This is a genomic window from Collinsella aerofaciens (assembly GCF_032584215.1).
GTDB lineage: Bacteria > Actinomycetota > Coriobacteriia > Coriobacteriales > Coriobacteriaceae > Collinsella.
Map to the genome: position 1 here is coordinate 39,881 of NZ_JAWHPN010000005.1, position 15,817 is coordinate 55,697.

Here is a 15,817-nt window from a genome sequence, read left to right on the forward strand (position 1 = left end):
AAACCTAACTTTATCTGCAGAAATATGCGCCACGTGCCCTTACTGGACCTCGACGACGGCGGCCTCCTCCTTGCGGATGGAAAGCTCGTAGCCGCGCACGTTGATCTCGACCGGATCACCGAGCGGCGCGACCTTCACGACCTTGAACGAAGTGCCCTTGATGAGCCCCAGGTCCATAAGGTGGCGGCGAAGCGCACCCTCACCGTGAAGCTTGACGATGGTGGAGCTCTCGCCCACCTTAACGTCACCCAACGTCTTCATTTACTTGTCCCCCTTTCAGTGCGTACAGAAATACCGTCGACTAACCGACGGTCATGATGTGCATGGCGACCTTGGAATCGATGCCAAAGCGTGCGCCCAACACAGTGACGATGATATTGGCGCCACTCGAGCTCACCACGTGGATTTCGCTGCCCTCGACAAAGCCGAGGTCCTTGAGGTGGTGCTTCATATCCTCATTGCCCTTTACACGAGACACGCGCACGGTTTCGCCCGCTTTTACCATCGAAAGCGGCATTGCCGGCATCTGCGGTCCGCAAGACATGAGTGGCTCCTAACGTCAGTTCGTCCTCAACATCGACATGGTAAAAGTTAGCCACATCTATGTTCGCTTTAGTAAACTAACACGTGGTTAACTTTTTGGAAAGGGTCCTGTTCAGTTTTTCGAAAAAGTTTCCTATACGAAACAAAAGGGCACGGCAAAGAGCTGCCCTTTGCCGTGCCCTGTCATGCTTAGAGCGAGAGGTTTCTGATCGACGTAACGCAGGAAGCCTCGTCTACACCCGAAACGCGGAAGATGATGTCCTCGCCGCACTCGCCGTAGAGAGCCATGAGTCCCATGACATCGCGGCCATCCGTGTGGCGATCGCCGATGCTGACTGACACGTCGCTACGATGCTTGGCAATGATGTCATAGAGCAGTGCAACCGGGCGGGCATGTAATCCCAACGGATCTTTAATCGTCTTTGTAAACTCGACCATGTCCCCTCCCACGACATCGCACATTCGGCCGGCAAACCCAGCCACGTGGTAGTTATTGTAGCGTTAGATGCTTGTCGAGACCCGTCAGAAGCTCGACCGGAAAGCGCGTCCCGTTATTTGGCTGGATTCTGGGTCGCAGTTTCCGCTGAGCGACCCTAGCGGAAAGCCCATCCCATTCCAGACGCAAATTCCGGGTCGTAGTTTCCGCGACGCCCGGTCATCCCATGCCCTCACGACCTCGGCGCATAAAAAACGAGGGAAGGCACGCGTCCTTCCCTCGTTACAGGCAATATGTAGCCGCTTCCCTACATCAGACGCAGGCTGACGTCCTTGAGCTGGGCGCCACTAACGGCACTCGGAGCGCCCGACATAAGGTCGGAGCCGCTGGCCGTCTTGGGGAACGCCATGACGTCGCGGATGGAGTCGGAACCGGTGAGCAGCATGCACACGCGGTCCAGGCCCAGAGCAAAACCGCCCATCGGGGGCGCACCAAACTTGAGCGCCTCCATGAGGAAGCCAAACTGAGACTCGGCGCGCTCCTCGGTAAAGCCCAGGAGCTTGAGCATGGACATCTGCATCTCGGCGTTGTGGATACGCATACCGCCGCCGCCGGCCTCAAAGCCGTCCATGACAAAGTCGTAGGTGCACGAACCGGCTGCCAACGGGTCAGCCTCGATCTTGGCGATGTCGGTCTCGGTCGGCAGAGTGAACGGCTGGTGCTCGGCGGCATAGGCCTTGCGATCCTCGTCCCAATGGAACAGCGGGAAGTTGACGACCCACAGGAAGTCGTGACCCTCGCGCTTGATCTCGAGCGCATTGGCCATGTGGGAACGCATGCCGCCCAGGATCTCGTCGGAGAGCAGGCGCGGGCCGGCGGCGAACATCACAAGGTCGCCGGGCTCGACGTCCATGCGCTCGCGCAGAGCCGTCATCTCCTCGTCCGAGAAGAACTTGACGATGGGGCTGTTGATGGAGCCGTCCTCGCGGAAGGCGATCCAAGCCAGACCCTTGGCGCCAAACGTGGAGGCCACGCCGGCGAGCTTATCGATCTTGGCACGTGCCCAGGCACCGGCGCCCTTGGCGTTGATGGCCTTGACGACAGAGCCCTCCTCGTTCGCAGCGGTCGCGAAGACCTTAAATTTGGAGTTGGCAAAGATGTCGGTCAGGTCGACCAGGTGCATGCCATAGCGGGTATCGGGCTTGTCGGAGCCATAGGTGTCCATGGCATCCCAGTAGTCCATGCGACGCAGCGGCGTGGGCATCTCGACACCCATGCGACCGAAGGCATCGGCAAGAACCTCTTCGAGCGCGCTCATGACATCGTTCTGGTCCACGAAGGACATCTCGATATCGACCTGAGTGAACTCGGGCTGACGGTCGGCACGCAGGTCCTCGTCGCGGAAGCACTTGGCAACCTGGTAGTAGCGCTCGACGCCACCGACCATGAGCAGCTGCTTCAGGAGTTGCGGGGACTGCGGCAGGGCGTAGAAGTTACCCGGCTGAATACGGCTGGGAACGATGAAGTCGCGAGCGCCCTCGGGCGTGGACTTAAACAGGGAGGGCGTCTCGACCTCCATGAACTCACGGTTGTGCAGCGCCTCGCGAATGGCAAAGGTGAAGTCGGAGCGCAGCTTGAGGTTGGCCATCATCTCGGGACGGCGGAGGTCCAGATAGCGATAGCGCAGGCGGGTGTCCTCGCTGGTCTCGATGCCGTCCTCGATCTGGAACGGCGGGGTGACGGACGTGTTGAGCACCTCGGCGTGGTCGGTCAGGACCTCGATCTCGCCGGTCGCGAGCTTGGTGTTGGTGGTCTCCTCGCCACGGGAGCGCACGACGCCGTGGATCTTGATGGGCCACTCGGGACGCATGGTCTCGGCGATCTTAAAGGCGTCGCCGTCGGAGTGCTCGGGGTCGAAGGTGAGCTGCGTGATGCCCTCGCGGTCACGAAGGTCGCAGAAAATAAGGCCGCCGTGGTCACGGCGACGGCTCACCCAACCGGTGAGGGTGACCTCTTCGCCCACGTTCTCGCGGCGAAGCTCGCCGCAGGTACGGGTGTGCATGGAATGCTCGTCGATGGGACGGGTCTGGCTCATACCAGTGATCCTCCTTTATGGATCTGTGCCGCCCCGTGTCGTTCCGGGCGGCGTCGTACAGATTTGCCCAGCCTGCGTAAACCGCGCAGCCAGACATGGCGTTCTATCTTATCGCACCTGCGTCGATGTGCCGCGGAAAAGTAGCTCCTGCCCAAAGACTTGACGGAGACGAAACAATTGACGCACCGTGGCCGTCGCCAAGGCGCGCCACGTGCGACAATATGCCCCAATAAAACAGCACTTGGAAAGGCCCGTCATGACTGCACGCCTCATTGTTATGGATATCGACTCCACGCTCATCAACCAGGAGGTCATCGACCTGTTGGGCGAGGAGGCCGGCGTGGGCGAGCAAGTTGCGCAAATCACCGAGCGCGCTATGCGCGGCGAGCTGGACTTTAAGCAAGCGCTCGAGAAGCGCGTGGGGCTGCTCGCCGGCCTGGACGAGAGCGTGTTCGAGCGCACGTTTGAGCGCGTGACGTTTACCCCCGGCGCGCTGGAGCTTGTGCGCTCGGCGCACAGCAAGGGCTGGAAGGTCGGCGTGGTAAGCGGCGGCTTCCACGAGGTCGCCGATAAGATCGTGGCCGCCGCGGGCATCGACTTTTGCCTCGCCAACCGCCTGGAGGTCGTGGAAGGCAAGCTCACGGGTAAGCTGGCGGCAGACATTGTGACCAAGGAATCCAAGCTCATTCAGCTGCTGGATTGGGCGGTTGAGTGCGGTGTCGACATGGCCCATACCGTCGCGATCGGCGACGGCGCCAACGACATCCCCATGATTCAGGCCGCGGGCACGGGCATCGCGTTTTGTGCCAAGCCCAAGACGCGCGAAGCCGCCCCGTTTGCCATCGACGAGCGCAACCTGATGCTCGCCATGGACATCATCCTGCGCGACTAGCCGATCCGTTTAACAATTGAATCGGTCTGTCCTATAGTTTCCGAACAATTTTATCTTAGTGTTCGGAAACATATCTTTTGAGTGCTAGACTTTGCGCCGTCGAAGGGAACATATATGGATAAGCGAGATCTTGAGCAATTGCTGAGCGATGTTGCCGGCGGAGCAGTCACTCCGGCAGTCGCCCTCACGCGCATCCAGACGGCGCCGACCGCCGATCTGGGTTTTGCGCAGCTCGATCTTTCGCGCGGGGTGCGCCAGGGAGCCGGCGAGGTTGTCTACGGCGCCGGTAAAACCGCCGAGCAGATTGCCGCCATTATCGAAGCGCTGCGCGATGCCGGCCAGGAGCGCATCCTGGTCACGCGCCTGGATGCCGAAAAAGCAGCCCGCACCTCGGAGCTCCTCGACAACGGCATCGACCTGGGATATGTCCCGGACGCGCAGCTCGCCCTCGTGGGCGGCAAGCCCTCCCCTACCGGCAACGGACGCATCGTCGTCGCCTGCGCCGGCACGAGCGACCTGCCCGTCGCCGAGGAAGCCGCGTTGACGGCCGAGTTCTATGGCAACGAAGTCGACCGCCTCTACGACGTAGGTGTCGCCGGCCTGCACCGCCTGCTCGCGCACGCCGAGGAACTTGCTCAAGCGCAGGTGGTCATCGCCATCGCCGGCATGGAGGGCGCGCTGGCGAGCGTTATCGGCGGTCTTGTGAGCTGTCCGGTCATCGCCGTTCCCACCAGCGTTGGCTACGGCGCAAGTTTTGGTGGCGTAGCCGCGCTGCTCGCCATGCTCAACTCCTGTGCCAGCGGCGTTTCGGTCGTCAATATCGACAATGGCTTTGGTGCCGCCTACCAGGCAAGTCTTATCAATCATCTGAGCGTCGGTACACCCCGCGCCCGCTAAGGAGCATTCCATGTCCAACCATCAGCACACGCTTATCATCGACGGCACCTCGGGCATCAGCGGCGATATGACCGTCGCGGCCCTGCTCGACCTGGGCGCCAGCGAGGAGCACCTGCGCGAACAGCTCGCCACACTGCCGGTCGACGGCTTTACGATCGCCGTCACGCGTGCAAACAAGCATGGCATCGACGCCTGTGATTTTGACGTCCAGCTTGCAGAGGTGCTCGAGAACCACGATCACGATATGCCCTGGCTCTACGGCAACGAAGCAGCTGCCGAGCACACGCACGAGCATGAGCACCACCATCATGATCATGGCGAGCACGAGCACGAGCACTGCCACGAGCATGGCCACGAGGACCATCATCACGCCCACCACCATCACCACCGTTCTTTGGCGGACGTCACTGCCATCATCGATGGCTCGCAGCTGAGCGATGGTGCCAAGCGTCGTGCCCTCGCCATCTTTACCGCACTCGCTGCAGCTGAGGCTAAAGCTCACGGCAAAACGCCCGAGACCGTCATGTTCCACGAAGTGGGCGCCGTCGACTCCATCGTCGACGTCTGCTCGGTCGCCATCTGCCTCGACGACCTGGGTATTGAGGATATCGTGGTCGAGTCGCTCTCCGAGGGCCACGGAACCATCCACTGTGCCCACGGCCTTATGCCCATTCCCGTCCCCGCTGTCGTCAACCTGTGCCAGGCGGGCAATATCGCCCTCATGCCTGCACCAGTCGCTGGCGAGCTCGTGACGCCCACGGGCGCCGCCATCGTCACCGCGCTGCGTACGTCCGACCAACTGCCCTCACGCTACCACATCGAAGCCGTCGGCTACGGCGCCGGCAAGCGCCCCTACGAGGGTTGCTCCGGCACGCTCCGCTGTCTGCTCGTTCACGTGGATGCATAGCCATGGATGCCCGCAAAGAAAAAAGCCGCGCCGCTATTGTCACGGCGTTTTCCGAGCTCCTTCGCGAGGAGGACTACGGCAAGATCACTGTCGGCGACATCATCGCTCGCGCCCACGTAGGCCGCGCGACATTCTACGGCCTCTTTAAGAGCAAAGATGACCTACTGTCCGAGCTCGTGAGCGACATCTGCACCCACGCCCTCGACGACGATGGCACACCGCTCGACGACCCACTCGTGCAGGTCGAGCATATCCTCAACAACCTCTGGGAGCGCCGCCAGGGCGTTCGAGCCCTCGTAGCCGGCGCCGGATCCCGCGTCTTCGCCGACTGCTTACGCAAGACCATCATGTCGCGCGCAGCCGAAACCGTCCCTACCGACCCAAACGGCCCCGCCGCCACCATGGACCGAAGCTTCCTACTACACCACATAGCCTCAAGCTTCGTAGCCACCGTTCAATGGTGGGCCTGGCACAACTTCCAAGCAGACAAAGCCGACGTAGCCAAAGACTACTTATCAGCCATAAAACCCCTCTTCAACTAAGTAAGAACATCATCCCAAAGCATCGCCCCAACCCAGGGCGCCACGCATCCCAAAGTGTCACTCGCGCTTCACCGCCCTCAACAGCAACAAGCCCCTCCCATCCAAATCTAAATTCAGATTTATATGTTGGGCTGCTTGCTCGAGCGCAGCAAAGACCCCGCAGCTGGCTGCATGGGGTAACTTCCCAGCGCATTCCGCAGGACGCAAAAAGGCTCGCCGCACGAAGTGCGCAGCGAGCCTTTTTGCATGTCCGAGGACGCGCTGGGAAGTTACCCCATGCAGCCAGCGGACAACTATGTAGCCTCAGACTAGAACATGCCCAAGAAACCATGCACAAACAGCGCGGCCAGAGCGGCACCGACAAACGGCGCGATGCCAGGAACAAGCAGGCCGTACTTCCAGTTGTTGTCGGCCTTGTTCTTGATCGGCAGCACCTGATAGGCCATGCGAGGACCAAGGTCACGAGCCTGGTTCATGGCGAAGCCGGTGATGCCGCCCATGCCCATGCCAACGGCCCAAACGATCAGACCGACGCAGATGGCGAGCATCAGAACGTTCTCGCCAGCACGGTTAGCAGCAGCAAGGATGGCACTGATGAACACGAAGGTGCAGATAGCCTCGCAGAAGAAGTTGCGAGCATAGTTCGTGCCCTCGGTGGTGGGGTTAGTCGAGAAGATGTTGCGCTGGGCAATAGGGTCGACGACGCCCTCGGAAGCCTTGAACTCATCGGCATACATAAGCCAAGCGATTACGGCGCCCACAAAGCCGCCGAGCATATCGGCAATCATGAAGGGGATGCAGCTGCTCCACGGCACCAGGCCTACGATGCACTGGGCAAGCACCATAGCCGGGTTCATGCACACGGCGCCGCCAAAGACAAACAGGCAGACCGAGATGCCAAAAGACCAGGTGGTGATGGCAAACATATGGCCGGAGCCCTGATACTTAGTGCCCTTGAGCACGGTATCGCAGTGCACGCCCACGCCAAAGATGATCATGAGGGCCGTTGCGCCGAATTCGCAGAGGAGTTTGGTAAGCATAAAACCTTATCTTTCTTGTCGGTTATAAACGATTCGTTTAGGCCGCGCACTAGTGTTGCGCGACGACAACGCCCAGGCCATCGGGAATAACGGCAACCTTGGCATCGACACCCTTCATCTCAAAGGCGAGCTTGAGCGCCTCATCGAGGGTGTTAACCGGCGTCATGTGCATATCCTTGATCATCTGGTGATCGCACAGGTCGGTAACCATGATCACAGGGTGATGCGCCAGGATGCGGGCAAAGATCTGGCTCGTCCACTGGTCGGGCAGGGTCTCGTCCTTAGGACGGTCGATGCAGGCGCGCTCAAACTCTGCCGGATCATTGTCGGCGATGTTGTGATAGAAGCCCTCGCCACCGTGACCGTCGGCACAACCGGCGACATCGATGATCACGCCGCCCTCGGGAAGTGTGGCCTCTGCAGAGCACATGCCCTTCACGGCCTGATAGATGTTCTGGTCGAGCGGGTAGCCGCCGTTGGTGGTAATGGCAATCTCGCACTCGACGGGCTCAACGCCGGCAAGGCTCTTCACGAACTCGCAGCCAGCCTCGTGCGCCTTGTGGATGTCGCCGGCAAAGGAGCCGATGACCTCGTGCTTGCCGTTGAGCACCACGTTGAGCACAAAGGCAAGGTGAGCCATCTCGGCAGCGGCAAACATGTCCTCGCTCACGTGGTTGTGGCACAGGTTGCCGGCACGCGAATGGGAATCGTTCACAAACTGACCGTTGTGGTTGTACATGATGGTCTTGTAGCTGGCGATACCAGGCAGGACGGACTTGCGGCTACCAGAGAAACCGGCAAAGAAGTGCGGCTCAATAAAGCCCTCGGCAAGCAGCAGATCGCAATCGGCAGCAATCTTGTTGATGATGCACTCGCCGCCAGAAGGCAGGGTGCCGATCTTTTTCATCATGCTGTCATCGGTCGCGACGTGCATAACGATTTCCTCGTTGGCAACGATCTCCTCGCCGTACTTGTTGACGAGCTCCTCGTGCGTCGACGGACGATGCATACCCGTAGCAACCAGAATACGCACGCGAGCCTCGGGCGCAGCAGAATGGATGTGATGCAGCAGAATAGGCATCGTCACACGCGAGGGAACGGGACGCGTATGATCGGAGCTAATAATGACGATATCCTTCTTGCCAGCACAAAGCCCCTCGAGCGAAGGCGAGCCATAAGGATTGGCAAGCGACTCCTCTACCAGCTCTTCCTGCGATTTTGTAGTCTTAAACTCGTTTTGATGACCTTCCATCACACCCGCGAAGTTCTTATCCTCGAGCTCCAGATGCAACGTCTTGTGGTCAAACGGCAGTTCACATTCAAACAATGACGAGCGCCCTCTTCCTTTCAACTGACACACTAGATAAACCGTTGGAAGGATACGCCGCTCACCGAAAAACACCACCGTCCACCGACTCATTAACACAACGTTCATATTTGACCCACAACAAAACGGCCGCGATCCCAAACGGAGACCGCGGCAGTCACAGCTGTAAGGCGCGAAGCACCAAACGCGCCGCCGGGACAGACCCCATCCAAAACGCGCGAAGCGCGCCATTATTCACCCAGCAGTAATCCGCCGAAGACCGGACATCGCAGGGCCCGCCATTAGTTTACTTTTAGGCACACTCCGCAGGACGCAAGAAGCCCTCGCCGCACTCCACATTAAGCGCGAAGCGCGCCATTATCCCCTTCAGCCCCAATCCCTGAAGACCGAGGACGAAGGGGCCCGATTGGTTTCCCTCTGAATGCATTCCGCAGCACGAAGCCCCCTTATCCACAGCTCCGAAGGAGCAGGATAAGGGGGCTTCAAGTGCGAGGACGCATTCAGAGGGAAACCCATCGGGTCCCGGTGAGAGCCACAGGGCTATCGATTACCCCGTGTTCTGCAGTCCTGCCGAGACGCCGGTCACAGTCGAAAGAATCAGGCTCATGTACTCGGCCTTCTTCTCCTCGGCCATCTCGTCCTGGTTCATACGCACCTCGCGAAGGGCGCGGACCTGGGCGATGGACAGAGCGTCGACATAGGGGTTACGCACGCGAACGGCGCAGCCGAGCACACGACGACGTTGCAGCGGCCACTCATCGCCGACGATGGCAAGGACCCACTTACGCGTGAGCTGCATCTCGGTGAAGACCTTCTCGGACAGATCCTGGCGATCGCCCAGGTGCAGATACATCTTGGCGATGCGCTGATCGGTCTTGGCGATCGACATCTCGATGTTGTCGATGAACGTGCGGAAGAACGGCCACTCCTGGTAGGCAGCCTTGAGCTGGTCAAGATCGCCCAGCTGCTCGCAGGCGGTGCCCAAGCCGTACCAAGCGGCCAGGTTAATGCGCGCCTGGCTCCAGCTGAAGATCCACGGGATGGTACGCAGGTCGTCGAGCGACTTGGCACCCAAGCCGCGCTTGGCGGGACGCGAGCCGATCGGCAGCAGACCGACCTCGGTCAGCGGCGTCACGGTCGAGAACCACGGTGTAAAGTCCTCGGTGTTCAGCAGGTCCAGATAGCGCTCGTGGCTTGCGGTGTTGAGCTTCTCGGCCATATCCCAGAACTTCTGGGTAGTCTCGGTGTTGGTCTTCTCGACGCTCGGAGCCGACTGCAAAAGCGTTGCGGCGGCAACGGACTCAACGTGGCGCTGAGCCAGCGTGCGGTTGCCGTAACGGGCAAAGATGACTTCGCCCTGCTCGGTGAGCTTAAAGAAGCAGTTGACCGAACCCTTGGGCTGCGCCAGCACGGCCTTGTTGGCCGGGCCGCCGCCACGGCCCACGGCACCGCCGCGACCGTGCATGAGCACCAGGTCGATATCGTTCTTCTCGGCCCACTTGGCGATGCGCTCCTGCGCAGAGTGCAGCGCGAGCATGGCCGTGGTAGGACCGGCATCCTTGGAGGAGTCGGAGTAGCCCAGCATGACCTCCATGCGGCGGTTGGTCTGGGCAAGGCGCTTCTGCACCACGGGCAGCGTGAGCATCTGGTCGAGCACGTCGACGCAGCCCTCGAGGTCCTCGAGCTGCTCGAACAGCGGGATCACGTCGAGCTCGGGGACATCCTCCTCGTGTGCAAAGGACAGGTGAGCCAGCTCAAAGACGTCGGCCACATGCTGGGCGCTCTTAGTGAACGAGATGATGTAGCGGTGCGCCATCTTCTTGCCGTAGCGCTTTTGGATGGAGCCGATAGCGCGGAAGGTATCGATGACCTCGCGCGTCATGGGCTGCAGGTCGCCATGGATACCGTTCTCGTGGATATCCTTGAGAGCGCGGGCGTGCACCACGGAGTGCTGACGGAACTCCATCTCGACCATATGGAAGCCGAAGGACTCGACCTGCCAGATGATGGTCTGAACCGGGCCGTAGGCAGCACGGACGGCTCCGCAGGCGGCCAGCGAGCGCTGGACGACGCGCAGGTCCTCCAGGAACTCATCGGCGCTGTGGTACATGGTGTCGGTGATACGGCGCACGGTGGCGTTCAGACGGTCGGCCATGACGAGCATGACGGCGCGATGCGGCTCGTGCTCGGAGATCAGCTCGGCGCGGGCCGTGTAACGAGGGCTCATCTCGACCTGATGGTTCCACAGGTTGATGAGCTCGGCAGACGGCTTGCTGTAGGTGGCCTCGAGCGTGAGGTTGCGGCCGATGCGGCGGCACTTGTCCTCGAGCTTGAGCACCATGTGGGTGAAGTACTTGGCGGCGACCTCACGGCTCACCTTGGCGGTGACGTTGGGGTTACCGTCGCGGTCGGAACCGATCCAACTGCCGGGATGGAAGAACGCCGGGCACAGCGGCGGCACGGTACCGGCCTTGTCGCCCAGCACCCAATCGTCAAAACGACGATAGATAACGGGGATGACGTCGAACAGCGTGTTATCGAAGATGTCGATGATGGTATCGGCTTCCTCGACCGGCGTGGGCTTCTTGAGCGCGATGGGGCTCGTACGCACCAGGGCGTCGATCTCCTGCAGCATATGGCGCTCGTTCTCCACCAGGTCGGAGCCGCCCAGACGCGGACGCTCCTCCAGCAGGTTGGAGATACGGCGAATCTTGCCCTCGACGGCCTTACGACGGGCCTCAGTGGGATGCGCGGTAAAGACGGGGTGGAACTCAAGCTTGCCGAGCAGCTCGTTGGCGCCCTCGACGCCCAGCTCATTCACCAGCTGGTGATAGGCGACGGTGAGCTCGTTGGCGGGATCGACCTCGGTATCGGTCGACGCACCGGCCTCGCGCTCGCGCAGCTGCGCCACGCGGTAGTTCTCCTCCGACAGGTTTGCCAGGTGGAAGAAGCTCGTAAAGGCGCGGACAATGACCTGCTGCTTATCGAGCGGCAGGCTGTCGATCAGATCGACGACCTCACGAAATGCCACGGCAGTGGGCTCGTCGGCGGTGGGCACGCCCTGCTCGTCGACGGCCTCGTCGGCAGCGCGGGTACCGGGGTTACCGGCATTGGCCACAATCTCGGCCGACAGGATCTTGTCGAACAGGTCCGCGATCTCAGGATCATACTCGCTAAGCACACGACGCTCCAGGCGCAGGAACAACGCCAGATTGTCGCGCAGCTCCTCGGGGATCTCGATCTCGGCGAGACGCTCCCTGGACTCGGCATTCGAGCCGATTCGGTTAACGAGGCGGTTGACCACGGCAGCGACGCGCGCCGCGGCTTCGGGTACAGACTGGTTGCTTAGGTTCTCAGCCACGTTTCCTCCCATTCCTCCTTCTATGCACGTAACATGCGGTATTAATTATAGGCGCTTGAGAAATACTTTCGACACTGATTGCGCTTTACCACACAAAAGTATTTTCTGCATTGCAAGGGTTTTTGCTCTAAATGGTCGTATTTCTCGGTGGACGGCATACACAAACGGGGGCATTCCGCATAAATGCGAAACACCCCCGTAACAATCGCTCGCCGCAAGCGGGACATGTTAGCGGGTCCGCAGCTCAAAAAGATGCGCTACAGGCGCTCGCGAACCGCCTCGACGACGTTGGCCAGATCGGCAAGAACCTCTTCGTGGCTCTCCATGTCGCGCACCTTGACCTTGCCGGCGGCAAGCTCGTCGCCGCCCAGGACCAGGATGAGCTTGGCGCCTACCTTATCGGCCTGTTTAAACTGGGCCTTGAGCGAACGGCCCTGATAGTCGGCCTCGGTCACGATGCCTGCGGCGCGAAGCTCCTGCGTAATGGCAAAGACGTTCTGGCGCAGTTCCTTGCCGGCGTTGGCGACATAGACGCACGGGGCCTCATCGGCACCCAAATCGCTGCCAAAGGCCTGCAGGGCCAGCAGGGCGCGCTCAAAACCAACGGCAAAGCCGACGCCCGCCGTGGGCTTGCCACCCTCGAGCTCGACCAGGCCGTCATAGCGGCCGCCGCCGCCGATGGAGCCGACGCCGGCGCCAGGGGCCTCGACCTCAAAGACAGTACGGGTGTAGTAGTCCAGGCCGCGCACCAGGGTGGGATCCTCGACATACTCGATACCGGCGGCATCCAGATAGCGCTTGACCTGCTCGTAGTGCTCGCGGCACTCGTCGCACAGGTTGTCACCCATCAGCGGAGCCTCGGCCATGATCTCGCGGCAGTGGTCGTTCTTGCAGTCGAAGGCGCGCAGCGGGTTAAGCTCGGCGCGCTCGCGGCACTCGTCGCACATCTCGTCTGCGTGATCGAGGATAAACTGCTTAACCTGCTCGCGGTAAGCCGGACGGCACTGGGCGTCACCCATCGAGTTGATGAGCAGACGAAGCTTGGAAAGATCGAAGCCCAGGCGCTTGTAGAACTCCATGAGCATGATGATGCACTCGGCGTCTGCCGCCGGATCGGGAGCGCCGAGCCACTCGATGCCCACCTGGTGGAACTGGCGCAGGCGGCCCTTCTGGGGACGCTCGCCGCGGAACATGGCCTCGGCGTAGTACGCCTTAAACGGCGTGGAGCCCTGGGGCACCAGATTGTTCTCGACGACGGCGCGCACCACGCCGGCCGTGCCCTCGGGGCGAAGTGCCAGGCGCTGCTTGGGCTTGAGTTTGGTGTCGGTGCCCTCGGTAAAGACGCGCTCCAGGTTGGCACCGCTGAACACGCGGAACATTTCCTTGCGCACGACGTCGGTCGACTGGCCGATGCCGTGGACAAACACGTCCACTTGTTCGATCGCGGGCGTCTCGATGGGCTTAAAACCAAACGGCTCGAACACGCCGGCCGCAATCTGCTGCATCTTTTGCCAGGCGCGCATCTCGGCGCCGATAAGGTCGCGGGTTCCCTCCGCCTTCTGTGCCTGCATGGGCAAACACCTTTCTTTTGTATCGCGTCATAGGTAACGGTCATTATACGGCACAAAGCAGCAACGCGGCGGCGCGTCTGGCCGAACGAGGGTATGGGGACTCGTTCGGCCAGACGCGCCGCCGCTGTTTGTGATCCGTTTTCCTCCGTCCCCTTCGGATCACGTGATCTGTTGGGGACGGAGGAAAAGGGATCATTTCGTAGGCCCGTGGCCGCCTTGGAAACCGAATGATGGTACGAGCATCCATTCGGCTTCCAAGGCGGCCACGGACAGAACAGGGCAAACAGAAAAGAGCGACGGACGTCTACTCCCCCGCCACGCTCGCGCGCAGCTTGGCGGCGATGGGCTCGGATGCCAGCAGGAACACGAGCATGACCACGGAGCACGCCAGGCACACGATCCAGGTGCTCGCAAAGGAGCCCGAGACGGCAAAGAGCACATAGACCTGCCAAAGCTCACCCACAAAGCTCATGCCCGCGAGCACCGTCGAGGTGGCGATAACGGTGAGCGAGCCCAATACGCGGCCACTCACCTTATCGGCAACATGACCGATAACGAGCGAACCCACGACACTCACCACGGTGGAGATAGCGTTGGAGATGTTGTACTGGGCAAGCGTAATCCCGAGGTTGCTGACGATCAGCGGCTGGAACAGGCTCATGCAGTTGACGAAAATCGTGTAGCACGTGGCCATGATCACGAAGCCGGAGGCCACAACAAGCCAACCGGGGAAGAATTTATGCTGCTGGGACATACTGTTCCTTTTAAACAAACGAATAGCAAGATTGGGTGCTACCGGTGGTCGGCGATATAGCCCAAAGCGACGGCGGTATAGGCCGCGGCACCGAGGGGAAGCTCGGCATCGTTAAAACGCGCCTTGGGATGGTGCTGGGCAAAGTGTTCGTCCGTGTCGGCTACGGCCGCGCCCACGGTAAAGTACGCACTCGGAATCTCGCTCGAGATAAGCGCGAAGTCCTCACTCGCCATGGCATGGAAAAGCGGCAAGAAAGCCGCCTTGGGCAGCACTGCGCCCACGTAGCCAAGCGACGCCTGAGTCATATCGCTGTCGAGCACAAGCGGCGGAACATCCGAAAGCGTCTCGATGGTCGCCGGCGTACGATATGTTGTGGCAACGCCGTTAACGACCTCCGCGATGCGGGTCTTGAGGTGAGCCATGAGCTCAACATCAAAGCCGCGCAGCGTTCCCTCGAGCACGCAGGTGTCGGGGATGACGTTGGCCGCCAAGCCGCCAGCAAACTTACCAACGGTAAGTGCGACTTCCTTGGCCGCCGGCACCTCGCGGGAGATAAGCTCCTGGAGCGCCAGATGCACATGCACGCCTGCCGTGATGGGGTCGATGCAGATCTCGGGGCTCGAGCCATGGCCGCCCTTGCCCTGGAGCGTGATACGGAAACCGTACACGCCCGAGAGCGCCGGGCTGCCGTAGAGCACCAGGCCAAGCGGCGACTGGCTGTTGACATGCATGGCAAAGGCCGCCTGAGGGCGCGGGTTCTCGAGCAAGCCGTCGGCGATGGCGGCGCGGGCGCCCTCGAAGGTCTCCTCGCCCGGCTGGAACAGCAGTTTGACGGTGGCATTGGCGTCGATGAGCTCGGCCTCGCGGGCCTTGAGCAGGCGCGCCGCACCAAGTAGGGCCGTCGCGTGCATATCGTGACCGCAAGCATGCATGCAGCCATTGGTGGATGCAAAGGGCTCGCCGGATTCCTCGACAACGGGCAGGGCATCCATATCGCCTCGGAGCATGACGACCGTTCCGGCCTGCTCGTCCTTGCACGTGCCATTGCCCTGAACGGCCGCGGCCGCACCGGCACCGATCAGACCAACGACGCAGGAACCGTCGACGAGCGTGGTATGGGGGATGTCCATCTCGTCCAGACGTGCCTGGATATAGGCAGACGTCTGCGGAAGATTGTTACCGAGCTCGGGCATCTGGTGTAGATCGTGTCGCCACGCAGCGAGCTCGTCTGCAAAAGCCTGAGCTTCTGCGACAAGACCGTCGCCGATAGCGGTCTGCGCCGTTGTGGTAGCCTGAGGCGCTGGTTGCGGTTGAAAATCGGACAGAGCTGGTGCCATAGATGCCCTCCAGTAACGTTTTTGCAGCAAGCACTTTGATAGCGTAAAGTGCAAGGTACTACTTTAAGGGCGACGCATAAAAAATGCCGCCCCGGGAGGCGGCGCAACAAATTGT

14 protein-coding genes are annotated in these 15,817 nt (G+C 60.9%); 4 read left to right on the plus strand and 10 right to left on the minus strand.

Features of this window, described 5'->3' with window-relative positions; genetic code table 11:
• Positions 1-39 precede the first annotated feature (39 nt).
• From RX395_RS02310 to aspS, 4 genes are all read right to left on the minus strand, one after another.
• Positions 40-261, minus strand: a complete 222-nt coding sequence (locus RX395_RS02310) for a FeoA family protein (RefSeq protein WP_006234774.1) — start codon at positions 259-261, stop codon at positions 40-42.
• 40 nt (positions 262-301) lie between these two features.
• The gene (locus RX395_RS02315; protein WP_040358815.1) at positions 302-544 is read right to left on the minus strand and encodes a FeoA family protein; all 243 of its coding nucleotides are present in this window, start codon (positions 542-544) and stop codon (positions 302-304) included.
• Between the two features lie 188 nt (positions 545-732).
• Positions 733-981 (minus strand): HPr family phosphocarrier protein, encoded by a 249-nt coding sequence (locus tag RX395_RS02320; RefSeq protein WP_022094361.1) that lies wholly within the window; start codon positions 979-981, stop codon positions 733-735.
• A 305-nt stretch (positions 982-1,286) separates the two neighbouring features.
• Positions 1,287-3,074 (minus strand): aspartate--tRNA ligase, encoded by a 1,788-nt coding sequence (aspS, locus tag RX395_RS02325; protein ID WP_316365164.1) that lies wholly within the window; start codon positions 3,072-3,074, stop codon positions 1,287-1,289.
• Between the two features lie 256 nt (positions 3,075-3,330).
• Here aspS and serB point away from each other — a divergent pair, with 256 nt between their 5' ends.
• From serB to RX395_RS02345, 4 genes are all read left to right on the plus strand, one after another.
• On the plus strand, positions 3,331-3,966 hold the full coding sequence (gene serB, locus RX395_RS02330) for a phosphoserine phosphatase SerB (RefSeq protein WP_316365165.1): 636 nt from the start codon (positions 3,331-3,333) through the stop codon (positions 3,964-3,966).
• Positions 3,967-4,080: 114 nt separating this feature from the next.
• Positions 4,081-4,863, plus strand: coding sequence for a nickel pincer cofactor biosynthesis protein LarB (larB, locus tag RX395_RS02335; protein ID WP_316365167.1), 783 nt, complete (start codon positions 4,081-4,083; stop codon positions 4,861-4,863).
• Between the two features lie 10 nt (positions 4,864-4,873).
• On the plus strand, positions 4,874-5,770 hold the full coding sequence (gene larC / locus RX395_RS02340) for a nickel pincer cofactor biosynthesis protein LarC (RefSeq protein WP_316365168.1): 897 nt from the start codon (positions 4,874-4,876) through the stop codon (positions 5,768-5,770).
• A gap of 2 nt (positions 5,771-5,772) precedes the next feature.
• A complete protein-coding gene (locus tag RX395_RS02345; RefSeq protein ID WP_316365170.1) occupies positions 5,773-6,312 on the plus strand; it encodes a TetR/AcrR family transcriptional regulator in 540 nt (179 codons plus the stop codon).
• Between the two features lie 308 nt (positions 6,313-6,620).
• On the opposite strand, the gene larD is transcribed toward RX395_RS02345, so the two are convergent.
• From larD to RX395_RS02375, 6 genes are all read right to left on the minus strand, one after another.
• On the minus strand, positions 6,621-7,352 hold the full coding sequence (gene larD, locus RX395_RS02350) for a D/L-lactic acid transporter LarD (RefSeq protein ID WP_196026415.1): 732 nt from the start codon (positions 7,350-7,352) through the stop codon (positions 6,621-6,623).
• 49 nt (positions 7,353-7,401) lie between these two features.
• Positions 7,402-8,679, minus strand: a complete 1,278-nt coding sequence (larA, locus tag RX395_RS02355) for a nickel-dependent lactate racemase (protein WP_316365172.1) — start codon at positions 8,677-8,679, stop codon at positions 7,402-7,404.
• A gap of 547 nt (positions 8,680-9,226) precedes the next feature.
• A complete protein-coding gene (locus tag RX395_RS02360; RefSeq protein ID WP_370510491.1) occupies positions 9,227-12,040 on the minus strand; it encodes a phosphoenolpyruvate carboxylase in 2,814 nt (937 codons plus the stop codon).
• Between the two features lie 257 nt (positions 12,041-12,297).
• A complete protein-coding gene (gene hisS / locus RX395_RS02365) occupies positions 12,298-13,611 on the minus strand; it encodes a histidine--tRNA ligase (protein WP_117821387.1) in 1,314 nt (437 codons plus the stop codon).
• 304 nt (positions 13,612-13,915) lie between these two features.
• Positions 13,916-14,365 (minus strand): hypothetical protein, encoded by a 450-nt coding sequence (locus RX395_RS02370; protein ID WP_316365174.1) that lies wholly within the window; start codon positions 14,363-14,365, stop codon positions 13,916-13,918.
• A 38-nt stretch (positions 14,366-14,403) separates the two neighbouring features.
• Complete coding sequence (locus RX395_RS02375; RefSeq protein WP_316365176.1) at positions 14,404-15,702, minus strand: M20 family metallopeptidase; 1,299 nt, start codon at positions 15,700-15,702, stop codon at positions 14,404-14,406.
• Positions 15,703-15,817: the final 115 nt, after the last annotated feature.